Consider the following 21258-nt stretch of genomic DNA (forward strand, 5'->3'; position numbering starts at 1 on the left):
GATATTTCCCATTGAAAAAAGCCTATAGTATTGCAACTGGGACAATGAATTTATCACCACTGGAAAAGCCAAGTCTTATTAGCGTGGAAAATAGTAAATAAGGGACTTACGTACTATTAGATACATTAAAAAATACTTCCATTTCATAAAACGGAACAACATAATAAATAGGGTTTTAACAGCAAGACATTCATTTAACTTCTTTTTTTATCGGACAATAATGGTTACTTTTATAAAAATTATTCAGGCTAGCCTACCACCAAAAAAAATGAAATGAAATTAACCAACCTGTTTTTCACACTGCTGATCGTATTTACTAATACCAGTTTTAAACCGGTACCCGCGCAAACGATTGTACCAACACCTGTTCAAAAACCTAGGGAATTATATCAACTCAAAACCTATATTTTCAAGACAGAACAACAAGAACAAACAACTGACAAGTACCTAAAAGAAGCTTATTTGCCGGGATTAAAAAAACTAGGAATCAAAAATATTGGGGTGTTCAAGTTAAAACCAAACGCCACAGATACCTTAAAAAAAATTGTGGTACTGATTCCGTTTTCCACTTTGGAACAATTCCTTGCACTTGACGAAAAACTAGCTAAAGACAAAACCTACATAACTGCCGGAGCAGCCTATTTGAATGCGGTTTACAATGAACCTTCATACTTAAGAATAGAATCCGTTTTGTTACAGGCTTTTTCAGACCATCCTTTCCTGACAAAACCCGCTTTGAACAGCACAAGATCCAGTCGTGTATACGAATTGAGAAGCTATGAATCAGCCACAGAAGCGATTTACGCCAACAAAGTAGCCATGTTTAACGGAGGAGGAGAAATAAAACTCTTTGATCGATTGGGATTTAATGCAGTTTTTTATGGCGAAGTGATCTCTGGTCCCAAAATGCCAAACCTTATGTACCTCACTACTTTCGCAGATCAAACAAGCCGAGAAGCACATTGGAAATCTTTTGTAGATTCGCCGGAATGGAAAGCCCTAATAGCCATGGAAAAATATAAAAATAATATTTCCCACATCGACATCACTTTTTTGTATCCAACTGAATATTCTGATTATTAGTTTTGCTTCTAGACATCTTGCAAAACCAACTACAGGTGGTTTTCTTTTAATCCTACATAGAAACCAAAAAAAAAAAATACCTCTCTTATTTTCTGTTGGAATTTGGTTTAATGTTCAGAGGTCTTTCCTTTATGAAAACGGCTATGAAAACTCAGGTACAAGACCTAAAAACGGTTAATGAGCCTTAAATTTATATCAAAAATTTAATGCCATATTTTTTTGATTTTATACTAACTTTCCTTTTTTTAATTTTGAACTTTGTTTACTTATTCCATTTGTACTTGAAATTGCAATTCTGATTTAAATTGGTTATTTTTAGCCACAAAATAAAACCACTTTTGAAAAAATATTTAAAGAAAAGTTTAAAAATTTTCCTTTGGATAATAGGATCCCTAATTCTATTGTTCTTAGTCTTGGTTGTGGCCATCCAAACTCCGTCTGTTCAAAATTATGTCAAAGAAAAAGCAGTAACCTATCTGGAAGGAAAAATCAAAACTAAAGTTACTATTGACCGAATAGAAATTGGATTTCCAAAAAAAATAATGCTGCAAGGTGTTTATTTTGAAGATCAAAAAAAAGACACCCTTTTTGCCGGAGAAAAACTAGCTGTAGATATTAGTCTTTTTCAATTGATGAATAATAAAGTCGAAATTAATTCCGTTCAGCTCGAAGGCATCACCACTAATTTGAGTCGGGATTCAAAAGCAGTTTTTAATTTTGATTATATCCTGAATGCATTTGCCTCATCAGAGGAACAAAAGAGCGATTCGCCACCCATGCAATTCTCTGTATCCGAAATTAAGCTCGACCGAATCCAGTTAACGTATTCCGATGCGATTACCAAAAATTATCTATCTACCAATCTAAATCACTTTGAAACGAAAATTAAAACTTTCGATTTAGAACAAATGAATTTCGAAATTCCAAAGGCTAAAATCAATGGACTACACTTTAAATTAAAGCAAGGTTTGGTTCAGAAATCCGCTGCTAAAGAAGTTCCCACAGGAAATACACCGGAACCCGTTTTCAAATTAAAACTAGGAGAAATTGATTTTGCAAAAATTGATTTTGATTACCAAAGTGAGGGAACAAAGTTATCTACTGCTTTTTATTTGAAAAAACTAGTAGCTAAAATTGACCGGTTGGATATCAATAACAAATTTGCGCTCCTTGAAAGTATTGAATTATCGGGTCTAAAAGGAGCTTTGGCTTTTGGTAAATCAGAACCCGCTAAAACTAAAAAAAATTCTGCTTCGGAAGAAGGCAATAACTGGCAAATCAAAATCAAGAATACGGAAATCAAGCGAGTGGATTTTAGGTATGACAACAACAATGTTGCGGCTGTTGCCAAAGGCATGGATTACAACCATTTGCATCTTACTAACTTAAACCTGCAAATTGATGCCATAAATTACGGCTCAACTAACATATCCGGAGTAGTTAATTCCTTAAGCGTTAAAGATCATAGTGGTTTGAATATCCAATCCTTCAACGCAGAATTTTACTATGGCAAAAAGAATGCGTTTCTCAAAAAACTGTATTTAAAAACACCGCAGACAGAATTGAGAAATGAAATCAGAATTGGATATCCATCTCTTGCCGCTTTGGCTGATACTCCGGGAGAATTGGGTCTGATTGCTTACTTGAAAAAAAGCAAATTGGGTATCAAAGATGTGCTGCTCTTTGTACCAACTTTAGCAAATACAGACCCATTTAAGAGTAATCCCAATGCCATCTTGCTAATCAACGGTGACATAACCGGAAAATTGAGTGCTATTACATTCCCATCTATGGAGATTAGCGGCATTGGTACTACAAAAGTAGCAGCAAGCGGCAGCATAGTAGGTTTGCCGGATGTAAATAAAGCCTATTTTGACTTGAATATCAAAAACTTACAATCAGGATCCAAAGATTTTATTGATTTTTTACCCAATGGAACAATCCCAAATTCGATCCTGCTGCCTCCGCAGTTCAATGCCAAAGGAACGTTTAAAGGAACCATTGCTAATTTCAATACGAACCTGAATCTGTCAAGTAGTTTTGGTTCTGCCAAGATCAAAGCGGCGTTGAATCAAAACAGAAAAAATTACGAGAAATATGATATTCAAACCGAGTTTACAAATTTTGATTTGGGACGCTTTATCAAAAATGATTCTATTGGAAAAATCACTCTGAAAGCAACCCTAAAAGGAACTGGATTTGATCCAAAAACAGCCAATGCCTCTTTGAATGGCAACATTCTAAAAGCAAATTACAACAAATACACCTATCAAAATTTAAGCTTAAAAGGAAACGTTCGCAACGGAAATTTCAATGCTACTGCCTACGCAAAAGATCCTAATTTAACGTTTGATTTAGTGAGTAACGGAAGCTTTAGAGACAAATATCCTACCGGAAAATTAAAACTGAATGTGGATATTGCTGATTTAGAAAAACTAAATCTCCATGCAGGACCACTAAAAATAAGAGGCGTTGTAGATGCTGACATTCAATCCGCAAATTTAGATTATCTCAACGGAAGTGTAAGTGCAAACCGCATAAGCATCACTAATGCAACAGAACAATTTGAGATAGACTCGATCACTCTTGTTGCAATATCTACTGCTCAAAAGAATACATTATTGCTGAGTTCCTCGCTTGCAAATGCAGAAATAAAAGGAAAATACACGCTGTCTAAAGTTGCTACAGCATTAACAAACTCGATTGCTAAATATTATGACAAGAATCCTACTGCTAAAAAAACAGTGGTAGGAAAGCAACAATTTGCTTTTCAAATTGGTATCAAAGACAGTCCTCTTTTAATAAAATTAATTCCTAGCATAAAAAGTCTGGAACCCATTAGCATCAGCGGAAGATACAACTCTGTCAACGACTCAATTGTTCTTAATGGCGCTGTTCCAAAATTAATTTATGGAGAAAACACGATAACCAATGTAATTTTCAAACTAGACACACAAGCAAATGCACTTGTTTACAGCTTAATTATAGACGACATTCAAAACAAACAAATTCAGCTCCCACATACGAGTATTACAGGAAAAGTAGCGCAAAATATCCTGGATTACACCTTACAGCTGAAGGATGCAAAAGACGCAGAACGATATGGCATAAGCGGAACACTAAAAGCGGCAAACGGAAATAACGAAGTTCGTCTTGACCCCGCTAAACTACTGCTGAATTATGAATCTTGGACAATAGCGGATGCTAATTTGATTCGGTTTGGCAAAAAAGGAATTTACGCAGATAATTTCGAATTAAACAAGAACGGCAGCACCATTCGCATTCAATCACATTCTGAAACTCCTAATGCGCCGATCACTATTGATTTCAAAGATTTTGACATTAAAACGATTACGAGTTTTGTGGAGAAAAAGGATTTACAACTGAGTGGTAAGATCAATGGAAACGCAGTGGTGAAAAACACAACTACATCGCCCGTTTTTACTTCGGATTTAAATATTGAAAATTTTACGTTCAAAAAAGATACCATTGGAACTATCAGTGTAAAAGTAAATAATGCCATTTTAAACCAATACGATGCTGTTGTTGCTATTACAGGTCAGGGAAACCAAGTCAAATTAGAAGGAAACTATAAAATAAACAACAGTAGTTTTGATATGAGTCTGGATATTGAAAAGCTGAATTTAAAAAGTATTCAAGGTTTTACGTTAAATAATATTACTGAAAGCACCGGTTTTTTGAATGGGAATTTTAAAATCACTGGAAATACCAACCAGCCCAAAGTAATTGGAGAATTACAATTCAATGAAATTGGTTTCAAAGCCACGCCGCTCAATTCTAAATTTAAGTCGTTAAATGATAAAATTATCTTTACTGAAAACGCTATTGTTTTTGACAATTTCATTATCAATGATTAGAGAGACAATGATTTAGCCATCAACGGAAAAATTGACAGTGCCAATTTTAGTAATTTTGGGTTCGATTTAGCCCTGGATGCGGATAACTTCAAAGCGGTCAATTCTAAAGCGAAAGACAATGATTTGTATTATGGAGAGCTGTACTTAGACAACCATTTAAAAATAACAGGAAATTTAGACAATCCTATTGTCGAAGGAACCATACGTATTAATAAAGAGACTAAATTCACTATTGTTTTGCCCCAATCAGATCCTTCAATAGCTGATAGGGAAGGAATTGTAGAATTTATTGACCAAGACAATCCAAAATTAATGGAGACCATTGTTCTGGAAGAATTCAGCAGTGAATCCACTATAAAAGGGGTTAACGCATCCGTAAACATTGAGGTAAACAAAGAAGCTGAATTATCAATGGTAATTGACAAAGCCAACGGGGATTTCTTGAAATTAAAAGGCGAAGCGCAATTAAACGGAGGAATTGATCCTTCAGGAAAAACAACGCTGACCGGACGCTATGAATTGTCCGAAGGGAGTTATGAAATGAACTTTAACGCCATCAAAAGGAAATTTGACATCAAAAAAGGCAGCTACATTCTATGGACAGGAGAGCCCACAACTGCTGATATTAATATAACTGCAATTTATAAAACAGAAGCGGCTCCAATTGATTTAGTAAATGACCAATTAGGAAGTGTTACCACCGAAGTGAGAAATACCTACAAACAAAAAATCCCTTTTGAAACCGCATTAAAAATGAATGGTGCTTTGCTCAAACCCACTATTTCATTTGATATAGTTTTGCCGGAGGGGAACAATAGTGTTTCAACAGAGATTATAAATACCACTCAGGCTAAACTGACCCAATTGCGTCAGCAACCTGATGAGCTGAACAAACAGGTTTTTGCCTTACTGCTCTTGAATCGTTTTATTGGAGAAAACCCATTTGCCAGTCAATCCGGCGGAGCTACCGTTTCCTCACTGGCCAGAGAAAGTGCCAGTAAAATTTTATCCCAACAACTGAACAACCTCGCCGGTGATTTAATTCAAGGAGTAGAGCTGAATTTTGATCTGAATACGTCCGATGATTATACTACCGGGCAACGCGAGAACAAAACAGATCTGAATGTAGGCATTTCAAAAAAATTGCTGAACGACCGATTGAAAGTTACTGTTGGCAGCAGCTTTGGGATTGAAGGGCCCCAGCAAGCCAATCAAAATACCAATAATATTGCCGGCAATGTTTCCTTAGATTATCAACTCTCAAGAGATGGAAGGTATAAAATGAGAGCCTACCGCATAAACAAATACCAAGTGGCGCTGCAAGGGGAAGTCGTCGAGACTGGAATTGCCTTTATAATCACTTTAGATTATAATAAATTCAAAGAATTATTTACAAAAAGTGAGGCGAAGAAAGCAAAGCAAAAAAAATAAATAAAAGTTTTTTTACCATTAAGAAATTAGACCAATTGATTTTCCTTAATAAAAACCTAATCTCTTAGTGGTTTAATTTTTTTTAATAAATAATAAAATTAATGAATAATAACCATTTAGTATCTTTTATTTTCTTTTCAATGTTGGCTTCATCGTGCAGCAACACTCGCTTTTTGCCAGAAGGAGAGCTGCTGTATACCGGTGCTAAAGTAACCGTAGAAGGAAAAGAAACCTCTAAAAAAGAAAACAAAGCATTAAAAACCGCTCTTGGAGAAGTGGTAAGACCAAAACCCAATTCCTCGATTTTAGGATTGAGGCCTAAGCTATACATTTATAACTTGGCTGGGACGCCAAAGAAAGAAAAAGGATGGCGCTACTGGTTAAAAACTAAAGTAGGCGAAGCCCCTGTTTTATACAGTCAGGTAGACTTAGAATACAACAAAAACGTTTTACAAAATTTCACAGAAAACAATGGCTATTTCAATACAAAAACAGCGGCTGATTCAACACGACACGGAAAAAAAGCAACTGCAGAATATCTTGTAAAACCCGCAAAACAATACAAAATCAGAGCCGTCAAATTCCCTGTAGACTCCGCAGTGATTTCGAGTGCTGTTCGCAATACCAGACTTAGAAGTTTGTTAAAAAAAGAAGAAGGATACAGCCTAAATACCATCAAAGAAGAAAGAATCAGAATCGATTCCAGGCTAAAAGAAAAAGGATTCTTTTATTTTAATCCTGATTATTTAAAAGTACAAGTAGACTCGACAGTTGCAGATCATCAGGTCGATCTTATTGTAAAGATAAAAGAGGAAACTCCGAAACTGGCCGAAACTCCGTACAAAATTAATAAAATCATCGTATATCCAAACTATTCTATTAGTTCTGACAGTTTAAAAATCAGTATCGATACCATTACAAAATATAATGATTTAACCATTATAGATCCAGAAAATTTATTCAAACCCAGGATTTTTGATCGGGCTTTATATTTTAAAAAAGGGGATCTATACAACCGTAGCGACCATAATTTATCATTGAACCGATTGGTAAACCTAGGTACTTTCAAATTTGTAAAAAATCAGTTTAAGGTTTCTGATACACTCGGAAATTATTTAGATGCCTATTATTACCTGACGCCATTGCCTAAAAAATCGCTTCGGATGGAATTATTGGCCAAAACAAATTCTGCTAATTACACCGGAACCGAACTCAATTTAAACTGGAGCAATCGCAATGCGTTCCGGGGTGCTGAATTATTAACAATCTCAGCTTTTGGGGGTGTAGAAGTGCAAGTTTCCGGACAAAATAATGGTTTCAATGTGTACAGAGTTGGTACCGAAGCTAATTTAATTTGGCCCCGATTTGTATCCCCTTTTAAGCTAAACCCGTCAAGTGGTTTTGTTCCAAAGACAAAAGCAACATTGGGATATGAATTTCAAAACAGAACCAATTTATATTCCCTACAAACATTCAAAGGTTCTTTTGGCTATTTATGGAAAGAAAACGAAAGAAAAGAACACCTTTTAAATGTTACCGAAATCACATACGCCAGTCCGCAAAACATAACTAATTTGTACCATGAACAAATTGCAAACAACCCTTCTCTGGAGAAAGTGGTTGAGAAGCAATTACTATTTGGACCATCCTATTCCTATACGTACACTAATACTTTGCAAACAAGAAAGAAAAACACTTTTTACTACAAAGCTAGCCTTGATCTGGTGGGAAATATAGCAGGATTAGTTTCAGGAGCAAATATTCGAAAAGGAGATACTATCAAATTATTTGATGTTCCGTTTAGTCAATTTATCAAAATAGAGCAAGATTTCAGACATTATTTGAAATTAGGAAAAGAGTCTCAATTAGCCAGCAGAATCATTGCAGGAGCCGGATTTACGTATGGAAATTCAAATGAAATGCCTTTTATCAAGCAGTTTTTCATTGGTGGGACCAATAGTTTGCGAGCCTTTAGAGCCCGTTCCTTGGGACCTGGAAGTTTTGATGGAGCTGCAGCTAACACCGGCACTTTTTTAGCGGATCAATCCGGTGATTTAAAACTAGAGTTTAATACCGAATACCGAACTAAAATATATGGACTGGTAAAAGGAGCTTTGTTTCTAGATGCCGGAAATATTTGGTTACTGAATGAAAATCCGGATAAACCGGGAGCAAAATTTTCCAAAAAATTCCTGAATGAACTGGCCGTTGGAGTTGGAGCCGGATTACGCTTTGATTTCTCTTTTCTGATTCTGAGAACAGATCTTGCTTTCCCGTTACGCAAACCGTATTTACCAAATGGAGATCGCTGGGTTTTAGATCAAATCAGTCTGGGAAATAGTGCCTGGAGAAAAGAAAATTTAGTTTTCAATCTCGCAATTGGTTATCCTTTTTAGAAAAACAATGAAACAAAAAAAGAGCTCGATACCTCGTGCTCTTTTTATGTAACCTATCTTGTACACTCTTTAATTGACTAAGAACAATGCATTGCTGAACAATAGATTTCCATTTTCCCAAAAACCTCTGAATAATGGATTATCTATCATATAAATTACAGATCCATCGCCTTTTTTATCAACTGCAAAGCTCACGGTATTGTTCAGTTTCTTTTTGATTTCATTACCTACAAAACCATAACTCTTATAATCTTTAGGAACATAAGCAACATTTATGGCTTTTTTCAATAGTGAATAATGTCTGTCATCCGTTTTTAGACTGAAATATGTATCGCCTAAACCAAAAGACATGGGATGTGTTTTATTCAATAGGTTTTCAATTATGGCTCCGGGAATCGATTTAGAAATATACCTGCGTTCTGAATCCTGAAAATCTAAGAAGCGTTCTTTTAGTTCCTCTTCTTCAGCGGCTTTCTCAGAGCTTAATTTGTCTTCTTCAGTTGCAAAAGGACTTAATGCATATCCTTCTTTTGCTTCAAAAAGGGTAAGCGCACTATTCATTGCAATCACTTTTCCACCGTTTTTAATCCATTCGCCAATTTTCTTTTGTTGGTCATCTGAAAAATCATAATATCCGTCTGCTAAAATCAGTGTGTTGTAGTTAAAAAGATTAAATCTATTGAAATTATTTACTTCAACCACACTCACCGGATATGCAATAGTTTCTTGCATATAATACCAAGCGGCACCAAACTCTGTAGAGCCCACCCCTTTTCCGGATAATAAAACTACTTTAGGCGCTTTCAATAAATTAAAATTTTCGCCGCCTACATCTTTAGAATTAGACGAAAAACCTGTAAGTATGTAATTATAATCGGTTTTTATTTTTACGAGTTCACTAATCGTTTTTTCAAAATCAACCACTTTGGGATTATCCGCTTTGGTCACTAACAGTCCACCCGGCTCTACAATCACATCTCCAAAAATGGCTTTTTTCATCGCAGACCTCACTTTGATATTATTTTGGTGCAACAAAGACAACACCTGGGCTGAAATTCTGTTATTCCAAGGAATATGAAACGCATAAGCATTTTTAGGAACGATCTTTTCTTTCACTTCAATAGTTGCTTTAGTCTTTATGTCCAGACTATTTTTTAACGCATAGCCTTCAACACCGTACGCCAAGGGCAAAGCCCAAGAGGTAATATCATACGATAAACTGTCATTCAACTTTTGGTCCGGTTCAAAAAGCACTTGTGCTAAAACAGCTTTTTGTTGATCTACTTTTACAATTAAATCATTGGGTTCAATAGTAAAACCTTTATCTGTTTTTGTATTGTAATTGAATCCGGATACTTTTTGACTGGCATCAGCGTAACTGAATTCTACATTATTTTTTTTCAACAAATCCGCCATTTGAACCAACTTCGGATTATTTTTCATCACATACATTTTATAATTTCCCTTCACTGTTTTTCGGGAATTATTCATAAAACCTCTGAAACCTTTCAGCAAAACATCCGCTTGTGCGGCGGCTGATTCTACCACCGTCAGGACTGCCGTAGCGTGATGTGTCAATCGGTCTTGTATCGTCAAGGTGATTCCGTTGCCCATAGTAACGGCTCTCCCCGCACCTATTCCACCTTGTTCCATCGTCATACCAACCGCGCCATTGTATGTAGGATACGTATCCCCATAACTTGGATAAAACAAATCAAAACGTTCACCGGTGTTATACATCCAGTTTTGAGCATCAAATTTTTTAGAAATATTTTTACCTAAAGTGTAGTGAAAATCTTTCTGGTATTTCTCAATATATTCGTGCAAAGGTTCCGCTGAGGGTGGAAAAAAATACGGAGAATCGTATCCCATTTCATGCACATCTGTATGAACTTGTGGCATCCATTGGTTGTACAACGCAATACGCTGTTGGGTTTCCGGTTGTGTTTGCCACGCCCAGTCTCTGTTTAAATCAAATATATAATGGTTGTATCTACCGCCCGGCCACACTTCCATGTGCTCTCTGTCTGACAATTCCGGATGCGTTTTTTTACCTGAAATTTCTCTTAACCAATTTCCGTATCTGGAATATCCATCGGGATTGATGCATGGATCCAGTATTACAATGGTATTCTCTAACCACTTTTTAGTATCGGCATTCGAAGGATTTACTAATTCGTACGCCACGGTCATAGCACTTTCGGTTCCGGCAAATTCATTTCCGTGCACATTAAAACTCAACCAAACAATTAATTTATCGCCAATCATTTGTGATTTATTTTCGGATAAACCAATGGCTGCCAAATTGTTATTCCTAATTTGTTCCAAATTAGCCAAATTCTCCGGGCTCGATATAAAGTATACATTCAAATCCCTTTGTTCCGGCGTTACACCATATTTCTGGTGTTTGATAAAAGTAGACTTTTCCGTAAGATGCTTAAAATAATTTTCAGTCTGATGGTAATAGGTTATTTGTTTTCCGTAATTGGGTATAAATTCAGAAGGACTTTGCACTTGCGAATGAACACTCAGCACCAAAGTTAGCAGTAGATAAAAAGAAAAAATAATCTTTTTCATATTGTTTTGGGTTAGTTAAGCTTCAAAAATAGCCATTTACAAAGTATTGCACAAGCTAAATTTTGGATTAAAGAAATATTGATTTTAACAAAGTATTAGTTTTGCTAAATCCTTTTTTTTGAAGAATACTAACAATACAGCAATATTAATTATTAAAAAAACAATATTATTCTATTTTCAATTCGTATCCTTGCTACATTCTATTATATTTGCAGGTAACAAAAATTCACACTTAACATGGAAGAATGTATCTCCGTTTTTGATATGCTAAAAATTGGTGTTGGACCTTCGAGTTCACACACACTTGGGCCTTGGAGAGCTGCCGAACGCTTTCTTAGTGAATTGCGAAACGAAAATTTACTTCATGCGGTCAACAGGGTGAAAATAGATTTATACGGTTCCCTTTCCTTAACCGGTAAAGGACACGCCACGGATTTAGCCGTAATGCTGGGTTTGAGCGGACAAGATCCAGAATACATTCCCATAGAAAATATTGATGCAATTATCAAATCCATTGAATCAAAAAACAAAATCAACTTAGGAAACGAAAAGCCAATTGCTTTTTATTTCCTCCAAGATATCGTTTTTAATAAAAACTTCCTTCCCTTTCATGCCAATGGAATGACTTTCACAGCCTATATGACTGATGATCGTCAATACGTTTCTACCTTTTATTCTATTGGTGGCGGATTTGTAGTAAAAGAAGAACGCATCAACGCTAAAAAGAAAATTAAAATAAAATGTGCTTTTCCATATCCAATTGAGAAAGCGGCAGAACTACTGGATTATTGCATAAAAGAAAACAAATCGATATCGGAAATCATTTATGAAAACGAAAAATCAATGCGTTCCGAAGCAGTTATCGATCAGGAACTAATACGCATTTGGCACACGATGCTCGAATGCATGTACATTGGTTGTCATTCCGAAGGGATTCTTCCCGGCGGACTAAACGTGCGTCGCCGTGCTTTTGACATGCACCAAAAACTAATTGGTTTATCCAATTATAATTCCCCTCAAACCTGGCTTGAGGAGATCAGAAAAACAGAAGTGAAATTCCGCCAAATCCTGAAATGGGTTTCCTGTTTTGCCCTTGCGGTAAATGAAGTAAATGCCGCTTTAGGACGCGTGGTCACAGCCCCAACAAATGGAAGCGCAGGCGTAATTCCGGCCGTTTTAATGTATTATTTAGTGATTGAAAACCACAATGCAGGAGAAAAAGAAATCAAACAATTCCTGATGGTTGCCGGTGAAGTAGGCAGTATTTTCAAGAAAGGTTCTACCATTTCTGCGGCAATGGGCGGTTGTCAGGCCGAAATAGGCGTTTCATCTTCCATGGCTGCTGCCGCTTTATGCGAATTGATGGGCGGAACTCCTGCACAGGTTTTAATGGCTGCCGAAATTGCCATGGAACATCACTTGGGGTTGACCTGTGATCCTATTGGCGGTTTGGTTCAGATTCCCTGCATCGAAAGAAATACTATGGGTGCCATAAAAGCCATTAATGCCGCTGAGTTAGCCCTGGAAACCGATCCGAAAAATGCCAAAGTCCCTTTAGACAAAGTCGTGGACACGATGTGGCAAACCGCCAAAGACATGAACAACAAGTACAAAGAAACCTCCGAAGGCGGATTAGCCATCACCGTGAATATGTCAGATTGTTAATTTACGTATTAAACAAAAAAACAATGAAAATCAATTGGGTAATAGTTGGACTTGTACTCTTCTTCGGAATTGCTTTGATAGTATTTCTCATCAGAAAAAATCAAAAAGACAAAAAGAAATACAAACAGTTCTTGAATAAAGATTTCAAAAAAACAACTGAAGAAGATTCTGACTGGAATGATGATACGCATTGATGAATATTTTAATCATTTTAGAAAAATTTAGAAATAAAATCCAATAACGTATTATTAAAAACAAAAACTGCTTGCAAACAGATCCGTAAAACGGTTACAACCAAAGGAAATTTCACTAGTACCATATTTTCTCTTTTAAACTTAAAATAATCCAGAAAAGCACCCTTTAAACACTTGGCAGATGGCGACTCGCTTAAATTATAATCGACTTTAACGAAAATTTACAACTATTAAGCAAGAAAATAGTGTAATTATGCAAAATGATTAAACAAATTCGACATACTCTTTTAACTCGATATTTTTGGGGTTTCATGTCGTTATACCTGCTGAACTGCTTTGTTGATTCCCCGGATGCGCAACCAAATTATTTACCTGAGGATCTGACCCACAATGATCTGGAAAGCATTATTGAAATAGTGGTTGAAAAAATATTAGGATTCGAAAATGCCATACCTGAATACGATGATAATGATACCAATCAAGATTTTGCTGCAAAAAGTGCTTTTTTTATAGATTTTTTTGTAGTACCAAACAGTGCAATTAGTCTTTATAAAAAATATTTATATTTAAAAAAGGGGGAATTAGCTGAACAAAATTCGATTCCTCCGACCCCGTATTTTGAAATACACACGCCTCCCCCTGACATTTAATTTGTTATTTAGATCATTAATCCCTGCCTTATTTTCTCATGAAAACTAGGGTTGCAATTCGTATACTAAAACATAAAACAAATTAAAATGGCTCTTCAATATTTAAAAACAGCGGTATTTACTCTGCTATTAACGGTACTTACGGGTACACATTCTCAAGCACAAACAGAAAAAAACCAACAAAATACGATCAAAGACAGTCTTTACATTCAAGAAATTGAAGGCAAAAAAAAACGTCCAAAAGTGTTACATGCTGAACCTCTGTACATCGATCTCATTAGAGATTTGGGAGCCCGAAAAGGAGAAAAAGAATGGAATTTAGGTCTCGGTTTGACAGACAATATCACTCATGATGAATATACTGCACTGCTAGAATATGAATGGGCTCCAATTGATCGATTAGGACTTGAAGTAGAATTGCCTTTTTCAATTTATTACCCTACTTCCGGCAACGGAAATTCGCCGGGAAGTAACCTGAATAGTATAAAACTAGCGGCACAATATACCTTTTTTGTTTCAGAAAAAAAGAAAATATCAATGGCTGTTGGCTATATTCACGAATTTCTATTACCCAATTTTAACAACTACAGCAATAGTACTTTGATAACCGGAAATGGATATAATCCGTTCTTGGTGATTGCTAAACGCTGGGGACAAAATTTTCATACCCTTTTATACACCGGGCCACAATTTACGCACCACTTTTCAGATAATACAACACAGACGAACTGGCAGATTAATTCAAATATCCATTACATGATCCCCGGAACGCGAAATTTTATTGGACTGGAGTTTAACAAAGAAATTAATAATGCTGATTTTGATATGACAATCCGACCTCAAATGAGAGTAGAAATTACAGATAATTTACTAATAGGCATAGTAACCGGAATTCCTATAAATAGAGAAAACCAGCGGTTTAGCTCCTTTTTACGACTCATTTATGAACCTTCGTCGCATTAAAAAAACAGTGCTTTTTTGATGCAAGTTAGTAGGATCCGATACTAAAACCTTAAAATAAAGCGACCTTTCTTTAATTAATATTACCACTAGACTAGCCGGATTTTTTTAAACACAATCCGGTTAATCAGTGATAATTAGCGGGATAGTGTCAAGAGTCTTTTTTTGCAGCTGTTGTAAAACTCTCTCTTAATACAACAACGCACAAAAATGAAATCCTATTTGTTTTCATAGGATTAAATTATATATTTACGTTCGTAAAGAACCTTAAAATTCTTGAAAGCACATGTTTTTAGCTGATTTTACGCCATAAAAACGAAAAACATAATATTCTAAAAAACAGGCCTGATATGAAATGGACAATATCCTTTTATCTTATACTAGCACTAAATTTGATAGGTTATAGTCAAAATAATGATGAATCTGAGAGCATCAAAAAACTACTTGAAAAAGAGTCTGCCACATGGAGAGCTGGCGACAGCAAGGGACATACGGACTGCTGGTACATTCAGCCCTACAGCCGAATATTAATTTCAACTGGAGACGGAACCGTACTCGACATTCCGCCTACGGCTATGATTAATACAAATCCGGAAGCAATGGGTAACGGTGGCTATTCTGTAAATACAAATTACAAAATGAGTATTCATAAGGACAACGCCTGGGTAAGCCACAACGAAGAGTCAACGGCCAAAGATGGTAAAAAAACGTTCTCGTATGAAATTCGGTTATTAGAAAAAATTGATGGACACTGGAAATTAGTGGGGCAATCCATTCATATTTCTAAACAAACAGGTGAATAACTTGTAATTGAACTGCAGCTTACACTTTTTTTTTAATTAACACTCGGCAACTGTCTATTAATCACAAAAGACAAATACATCAACATTAATCAAGGTTCTGAATCTGCATTATGCTTTTTTAAAGCGCGCTTAATCATGGAAAAATATGCAGAAAATCCATCGATTTCATTATAAATATCCAAAACTAGGTGGTAAATACGTTAATACTACTGAAGAAACTACTTTACAGCAGATTTTTTATATCGTTTTCAAAGCTGCAATAAGCAAATCGATATCTTCTTTAGTATTATAATGGCTGAATGAAATGCGCAAACTTGGTTTCTTTAAATCGTCATTCGAAAGCATTTCGGCTAATACATGAGACGGTTTTATACTCCCGGACTGGCAGGCGCTACCGCGGGAAACTGCTATCCCTTTCATGTCTAAATGAAACAAAATCATCGCTGTCTTTTCGTCTGAAAAAGGCAGTAAAACATTTAAAACCGTGTAAAAACCATCGCTATTCCCATTAATTTCGAAACCTGGAAAATCAATTTCAAGCTTGGTAATTAAATAACTCCGTACTTCAGAAATGTGCTTTCGTTCCGTTTCTAAATTGGTGTATGAAAGTTCCAGAGCTTTTGCCATTCCTGCAATTTGATGTAGAGCCTCAGTCCCGGCGCGCAATCCTTTCTCTTGTTCGCCACCAAAAAATAAGGGTTGCATTCCTGAATTTTTTCGAATAAATGCAAAACCAACGCCTTTAGGTCCATGAAATTTATGCGCACTGGCCACGATAAAATCTATAGATAAATTTTGCAAATCTATGCCGGTTTTCCCTATGGACTGTACGGTATCCGAATGAAACAAAGCACTGTGCTCTTGACAAATACGGCTTATTCGTTCTAAATCTAAAACAGTTCCAATTTCATTATTCACATGCATCAAACTGACTAATGTTTTCTTATCCTGTGATAATAACTCCACTAAATCAGTAATATCAATTGCTCCATTTGACTTTATTGCTACATAATCAATCTGAATTCCATACTCTTTTTCTAAAACTAAAGCCGTGTACAAAACCGCATGATGCTCGATTTTACTGGTAATGATTCGTTGCACTTTCAAGTCCTTAACGGCTGACCGAAGAATCCAGTTATTGGCCTCGGTACCACAGGAAGTAAAAATTATTTCCTGCGCAGTGGCATTCAGGTTTTTGGCAATTGACTTTCTGGAAAGCTCCAGAACATTTTTTGCAGAACGCCCTAAGCTGTGCGTTGAAGATGGATTTCCATAATCTTCCGTTAATACTTTAGTCATTTCCTGGATTACTTCGGGACGAATAGCAGTTGTAGAAGCGTTATCGAGATATACTTTTTTCATTTTTTAAATTATAAAATTATTTTAAAACTGGTATTTCTGAAGGGACGAGTTTTAATTTTCGGGGAAAAAGCAGTTTTTCATTAAAAACAATAATTGAAACCAAAATCAGCAAATAAGAAAACAATTGAAGCGAGCTAACCTGCTCGTTATAATAAAATATAGCCAACAAGAAATTAATAATCGGGTTAATATAAATCATAATTCCCACCGCGGAAGAGTTGATTCCTTTGAGCGCATAGAGATTTAGAAACAAAGGGATAATCGTAAAAAAAACCACAATCAGGAACATGTAGCCGTAAAACAGAGGCTCTACAGGAATTGTTCCACTGTATTTTGGATAAAAAGGGAGCAGTACAAGTGCCGTAAAAATCAATTGAATCGTCAGGCTGAGGAATTTATCTAAATCATTATTTTTACGTTGACTCACTAAATACAGCGCATAAGTAGCAGCCGTAATAAGACTGTAGAATATATCCTGAAAATGATTAAAGGATAATAAAACGCAACTAAATACACTAATTAAAACAGCAATCCACTGCCATTTGCTCAGCGTTTCTTTCAACATGAAAAAGGCAAAAACAGTTGTTACAATTGGACAAATTAAATACGCCAACGAAGCCGCATTTACACTTACGTGATTCATCACATAAATGTAAACAAACCAGTTTGAGGAGAGAAATATACCTCCGCCAAGTGTTAGCATAACAACACTCTTCTGTTGTTTGGGAGGTATCGTCTTGAAGTGATTCCAGTTTTTACGCATTACATTTCTACGGAAAACAACATTGATCAACACCATGGTAATGGCACTAAAAAACACTCGGTAAAATAATATATCCAGCGACGGATAATTGTGTAAAGGCTTTAAAGCAAAACTAAAAAAACCCCAAACAAAAAAAGCTAAAAAAGCAGCCGAATAATATTTGTTAAGTCTCATCTATCGTATTAAATTTAGACAAAGATACTGATTTCAATCGGCTTTAAATTCTCACTATCTTTCAATTTTATAACTATTAAAACAGGTACTTTATCACTTAATTGATTAGTTGCTAAAACACAATATCCTGTTAAATAATCTATTTTTAAGCGGTTATGCATTTGGAATAAATTAAAAATTCTATTTTTGTTTTAAATTTTATAAAATGAAAAGAATTGTTAGCCTGTTGGTTTTTGCATTGCTCCTAAACGGATGTGATGATGGAGATTTAATTCAAGAAACCATCACTTTTGAAGATGTAGCCACACAAAATTGCACGACAAATGGGATCATTTATAAATTAAAAGATAGCGAAGCGTTAATTCTTGAAATAAAAAATGTTGTTTTTCCGACAGAAACAAGTGTGCAAGAACTGGATATCAATGGTACAAATCGAGTTTTTTACCGTTTTTATAACGGAACTGTCACAAATGCTACAATTTGCGAAACTATTCCTCCAGCAACACCTACAGTTACAGGCCAATGGACCGCAACTGGCGGGACAATTGTAATAACTACAACGGCAATAAAACCCCTAAATCCAGATGATAACAGTACTAAAATTACAGGATACAATCATAATATAACGTTCAAAAACATCACTTTTGATAAAGGAAACGGAACGCAAGTGTACGAAACATTCTTTTTTGGAGACTATCAAATAGCAGCAATACCGCTGCCTTTTAGTTTTAATAAAACACTGGAACAATGTGCTACTTCCAAACAATTATACGATTACAACAGCAGTGAAGCGCTAATTCTGGATATTGATGCCAGTTTAATCGTGAATGCCGTAACACCGCTGAACACTCCTAGAACCGGATTGATAGGCGACACAGAAAACAAACTGACGTATCGTTTGTTCTCTGGCTTGGTTACAGGAAATTATTTTTGTAATACTACTTTTCCTACTACTCCGACATTTAGTGAAGAATGGATTGGAGTGTCAGGAATAGCAAATACCAGCGGTATTATAGAAGTAACAACTACAACAAATGGATCAGGTTTTAGACATACTGTAGTGCTGAAAAAAGTAAAAATGAAGAAAGGAAACAGTGATTTTATTCTAGGTGATGCTTATATTTATGGAGATTTATTGACTACCAATTAGGGGCCAAAAAACTTATATTTCAGATAAGAAAAAGTTGTTTTCAAGGCTACAAAAATGGTCTTATTTAAGATGATTTCTCCATTGAAATTTACTTAAATTAGACCCTTTTTTTTTAATTAAAAATCCAAAAATGAACTTACATGGCATTTTGTTTAATGAAAACTTCTGTTGCTCCTTGACCGTATTTTTGATAATTACCTTCTTGAAAAGCGATGTTATCATACCGTCCCAATAAGAAATCCAGCTCTGCTTTCAAGACTCCTTCCCCGACTCCATGTATAAAAACAATCTTTGGAATGCGATTTTTAATCGCAAATTCAATATGGCGTTTTGCTGTTTCAGTCTGTAGCGTCAGAATATCATAATTCGACATTCCGCGTTTATTAGGCACCAGTTTTTCAATGTGTAAATCAAATTCAGGAGCTGGAATTTCGTGTTTAGATTTCCTTTCTTTTACAAAACAACGGGGTTTTGGGATCTCTTTCTCTTTTGCAATTTCACTTACATTTATTCTTCTGATTGAATCCATTAAGTTACTGGAATCGTTTATTTTAAGCAATTCATTGACAATAAACGTCATCATAAAACCATCCTCCGTTTCTATCGTAACCTGCTGGTCTTTGACTGACAACACTATCCCATTCATCGCTTCATCCAGCACGGAAACTTTATCTCCTTTATTGAACATTTTCGTCTTCTTTTTCTTGATTTTTACTCGGAGTTTTAGCACTCAACTGCATCATTCCAATCATAAAAACTACAATTGCAACAACCATGATGTACACGTTTTTTTCGGCACTCACCTGCTCGTATAAAGCAACTGTGATGGCGAGAATCATTATGGGGATTATATATTTTTTCATCTTTTAAAATATCAGATTCCAAAAGTACTGAATTTAAAATTACTCTATTTACTCTTGATAAAATTTCTTACTTTTACGTATACTTGTAAAAAAGAAAAAAAATTGAATATAGAAAAATACATGCTCCCGTGTTTCAGTAAAACACTCTTTGGAATAGAGTGTTTGGGCTGTGGTTTTCAGCGAGGATTTTTATTGCTTTTACAAGGCGATTTTGGAGGTGCCTTCGATAGGTATCCGGCAATTTTCACGACCTTATTATTTCTGGGAATTCTGGCTTTGAATTTCATAGACACCAACAGAAACTACAAAAAAATAATTATCGGCGCCGCTGTCCTTAATGGTGTTTTTATGATTGCAGGGTATTATTTTAAACACTACTAATGAGTTTCTTTTTATCCCCTTTACAGCAACAACAATTATTTGATTCGGGCTAGGATATCATTCATCATTTCGATTTGTACTTTCTGAATTTCAATTAATTCTTCTTGCTGATGCATAATCAAATGATCCAGTTTTTCATGAAGCATTCTGATTTCAAGTTCTGATTTCAAATTAATCATATAATCTTTTTTAGCTCTTTCCCGATCTTTTTCTTCCTGACGGTTTTGGCTCATCATAATTACCGGTGCTTGAAGTGCAGCCAAACAGGACAAAATTAAATTCAATAAAATAAATGGATACGGATCAAAACCTTTATTCAGCAGAATATAAATATTAGCCAAAATCCACAATAAAATAAACACCCCAAAAAGAATGATAAATTTCCAGCTTCCGCCAAAAGCTGCGACCTTGTCTGCCACTTTTTGCCCTACGGTTCGATCACCATTTTCATCCTCTACAGTATTCACCAGCGATTTATCTTCGCTTAAAGAACCGATTACTTTAGCCTCCAGATTAGACAATTCCCCTATTTCGACCAATAAATAATTCGAAATATATTTTTCCCGATACCTATTAAGTTCACTTATTGCTAATAATTTATTGGCATCAAAATCAGGATAATCATTTTGAATAAGTGCTAATATTGGGTTCCGTATGGTCTTAGCAGCTACTTTATCCGCTATTGGGAATACCTTTTTAGAAATGTCACTTATAAAAGTCGAATTACTTTTCATAGCTAGTTATTTATTGGCTAATTTAAAAAACACTTCTATCGAAACTAATAATCAATTTGTATACCTTGAAAATATAAACAGTCTAGCAATAGCTGTTTATATCTTAAAATTGTAAAAAAAGCTATTGATTTAATTTTTATTAATTCCAATTAACGGATATAACAAAAATTTCAATTGCATTCAAAAGCGATAAA

17 protein-coding genes are annotated in these 21258 nt (G+C 35.3%); 11 read left to right on the forward strand and 6 right to left on the reverse strand.

Features of this window, described 5'->3' with window-relative positions; genetic code table 11:
* Nucleotides 1–273 precede the first annotated feature (273 nt).
* From EKM03_RS13165 to EKM03_RS13175, 4 genes are all read left to right on the forward strand, one after another.
* The gene (locus EKM03_RS13165; protein WP_126740565.1) at nt 274–1083 is read left to right on the forward strand and encodes an NIPSNAP family protein; all 810 of its coding nucleotides are present in this window, start codon (nt 274–276) and stop codon (nt 1081–1083) included.
* A 338-nt stretch (nt 1084–1421) separates the two neighbouring features.
* Nucleotides 1422–4961, forward strand: a complete 3540-nt coding sequence (locus EKM03_RS13170) for a translocation/assembly module TamB domain-containing protein (RefSeq protein ID WP_233584097.1) — start codon at nt 1422–1424, stop codon at nt 4959–4961.
* A gap of 18 nt (nt 4962–4979) precedes the next feature.
* Complete coding sequence (locus EKM03_RS15305) at nt 4980–6392, forward strand: translocation/assembly module TamB domain-containing protein (RefSeq protein ID WP_255416586.1); 1413 nt, start codon at nt 4980–4982, stop codon at nt 6390–6392.
* 101 nt (nt 6393–6493) lie between these two features.
* Nucleotides 6494–8788 (forward strand): BamA/TamA family outer membrane protein, encoded by a 2295-nt coding sequence (locus EKM03_RS13175; protein ID WP_126740566.1) that lies wholly within the window; start codon nt 6494–6496, stop codon nt 8786–8788.
* A 69-nt stretch (nt 8789–8857) separates the two neighbouring features.
* Here the strand turns inward: EKM03_RS13175 and EKM03_RS13180 are convergent, their stop codons facing one another.
* On the reverse strand, nt 8858–11365 hold the full coding sequence (locus EKM03_RS13180) for a M14 family zinc carboxypeptidase (RefSeq protein ID WP_126740567.1): 2508 nt from the start codon (nt 11363–11365) through the stop codon (nt 8858–8860).
* Nucleotides 11366–11602: 237 nt separating this feature from the next.
* Between EKM03_RS13180 and EKM03_RS13185 the strand changes: the two genes are divergently transcribed.
* From EKM03_RS13185 to EKM03_RS13200, 5 genes are all read left to right on the forward strand, one after another.
* Nucleotides 11603–13030, forward strand: coding sequence for an L-serine ammonia-lyase (locus EKM03_RS13185; RefSeq protein WP_126462207.1), 1428 nt, complete (start codon nt 11603–11605; stop codon nt 13028–13030).
* Between the two features lie 23 nt (nt 13031–13053).
* On the forward strand, nt 13054–13224 hold the full coding sequence (locus EKM03_RS15120) for a hypothetical protein (protein WP_197037241.1): 171 nt from the start codon (nt 13054–13056) through the stop codon (nt 13222–13224).
* Between the two features lie 260 nt (nt 13225–13484).
* The gene (locus EKM03_RS13190) at nt 13485–13874 is read left to right on the forward strand and encodes a hypothetical protein (protein WP_126554272.1); all 390 of its coding nucleotides are present in this window, start codon (nt 13485–13487) and stop codon (nt 13872–13874) included.
* Nucleotides 13875–13961: 87 nt separating this feature from the next.
* A complete protein-coding gene (locus EKM03_RS13195; protein ID WP_126554270.1) occupies nt 13962–14837 on the forward strand; it encodes an HAEPLYID family protein in 876 nt (291 codons plus the stop codon).
* Between the two features lie 347 nt (nt 14838–15184).
* Nucleotides 15185–15637, forward strand: coding sequence for an endo-arabinase (locus EKM03_RS13200; RefSeq protein ID WP_126554268.1), 453 nt, complete (start codon nt 15185–15187; stop codon nt 15635–15637).
* Nucleotides 15638–15874: 237 nt separating this feature from the next.
* On the opposite strand, the gene EKM03_RS13205 is transcribed toward EKM03_RS13200, so the two are convergent.
* Nucleotides 15875–16999, reverse strand: a complete 1125-nt coding sequence (locus EKM03_RS13205; RefSeq protein WP_126562011.1) for a cysteine desulfurase family protein — start codon at nt 16997–16999, stop codon at nt 15875–15877.
* Nucleotides 17000–17015: 16 nt separating this feature from the next.
* Complete coding sequence (locus tag EKM03_RS13210; RefSeq protein WP_126740568.1) at nt 17016–17936, reverse strand: EamA family transporter; 921 nt, start codon at nt 17934–17936, stop codon at nt 17016–17018.
* A 205-nt stretch (nt 17937–18141) separates the two neighbouring features.
* Between EKM03_RS13210 and EKM03_RS13215 the strand changes: the two genes are divergently transcribed.
* Nucleotides 18142–19086, forward strand: a complete 945-nt coding sequence (locus EKM03_RS13215; protein ID WP_126454504.1) for a hypothetical protein — start codon at nt 18142–18144, stop codon at nt 19084–19086.
* Between the two features lie 136 nt (nt 19087–19222).
* Here the strand turns inward: EKM03_RS13215 and EKM03_RS13220 are convergent, their stop codons facing one another.
* Complete coding sequence (locus EKM03_RS13220; RefSeq protein ID WP_126740569.1) at nt 19223–19774, reverse strand: Smr/MutS family protein; 552 nt, start codon at nt 19772–19774, stop codon at nt 19223–19225.
* Nucleotides 19764–19949: a hypothetical protein gene (locus tag EKM03_RS13225; protein WP_126462226.1), complete on the reverse strand. Its 186-nt coding sequence runs from the start codon at nt 19947–19949 to the stop codon at nt 19764–19766. Before EKM03_RS13225 ends, EKM03_RS13220 begins: the two co-directional genes overlap by 11 nt.
* Before the next feature lie 102 nt (nt 19950–20051).
* Between EKM03_RS13225 and EKM03_RS13230 the strand changes: the two genes are divergently transcribed.
* A complete protein-coding gene (locus EKM03_RS13230; RefSeq protein ID WP_126462229.1) occupies nt 20052–20330 on the forward strand; it encodes a DUF2752 domain-containing protein in 279 nt (92 codons plus the stop codon).
* A gap of 35 nt (nt 20331–20365) precedes the next feature.
* On the opposite strand, the gene EKM03_RS13235 is transcribed toward EKM03_RS13230, so the two are convergent.
* The gene (locus EKM03_RS13235) at nt 20366–21064 is read right to left on the reverse strand and encodes a DUF1003 domain-containing protein (protein WP_126462232.1); all 699 of its coding nucleotides are present in this window, start codon (nt 21062–21064) and stop codon (nt 20366–20368) included.
* Nucleotides 21065–21258 lie beyond the last annotated feature (194 nt).

The sequence above is a fragment of the Flavobacterium sp. GSP6 genome, assembly GCF_003984855.1.
In the GTDB taxonomy this organism is placed as follows: domain Bacteria; phylum Bacteroidota; class Bacteroidia; order Flavobacteriales; family Flavobacteriaceae; genus Flavobacterium.

Excerpts from the sequence above, each read along its gene's own strand:
- EKM03_RS13185 (WP_126462207.1), top strand. The coding sequence starts at position 11,603 with ATGGAAGAATGTATCTCCGTTTTTGATATGCTAAAAATTGGTGTTGGA.
- EKM03_RS13195 (WP_126554270.1), top strand. The coding sequence starts at position 13,962 with ATGGCTCTTCAATATTTAAAAACAGCGGTATTTACTCTGCTATTAACG.
- EKM03_RS13235 (WP_126462232.1), bottom strand. The coding sequence starts at position 21,064 with ATGAAAAGTAATTCGACTTTTATAAGTGACATTTCTAAAAAGGTATTC.
- EKM03_RS13200 (WP_126554268.1), top strand. The coding sequence starts at position 15,185 with ATGAAATGGACAATATCCTTTTATCTTATACTAGCACTAAATTTGATA.
- EKM03_RS13215 (WP_126454504.1), top strand. The coding sequence starts at position 18,142 with ATGAAAAGAATTGTTAGCCTGTTGGTTTTTGCATTGCTCCTAAACGGA.
- EKM03_RS13205 (WP_126562011.1), bottom strand. The coding sequence starts at position 16,999 with ATGAAAAAAGTATATCTCGATAACGCTTCTACAACTGCTATTCGTCCC.
- EKM03_RS13165 (WP_126740565.1), top strand. The coding sequence starts at position 274 with ATGAAATTAACCAACCTGTTTTTCACACTGCTGATCGTATTTACTAAT.
- EKM03_RS13225 (WP_126462226.1), bottom strand. The coding sequence starts at position 19,949 with ATGAAAAAATATATAATCCCCATAATGATTCTCGCCATCACAGTTGCT.
- EKM03_RS13175 (WP_126740566.1), top strand. The coding sequence starts at position 6,494 with ATGAATAATAACCATTTAGTATCTTTTATTTTCTTTTCAATGTTGGCT.
- EKM03_RS13180 (WP_126740567.1), bottom strand. The coding sequence starts at position 11,365 with ATGAAAAAGATTATTTTTTCTTTTTATCTACTGCTAACTTTGGTGCTG.
- EKM03_RS15120 (WP_197037241.1), top strand. The coding sequence starts at position 13,054 with ATGAAAATCAATTGGGTAATAGTTGGACTTGTACTCTTCTTCGGAATT.
- EKM03_RS13210 (WP_126740568.1), bottom strand. The coding sequence starts at position 17,936 with ATGAGACTTAACAAATATTATTCGGCTGCTTTTTTAGCTTTTTTTGTT.
- EKM03_RS13190 (WP_126554272.1), top strand. The coding sequence starts at position 13,485 with ATGATTAAACAAATTCGACATACTCTTTTAACTCGATATTTTTGGGGT.
- EKM03_RS13220 (WP_126740569.1), bottom strand. The coding sequence starts at position 19,774 with ATGTTCAATAAAGGAGATAAAGTTTCCGTGCTGGATGAAGCGATGAAT.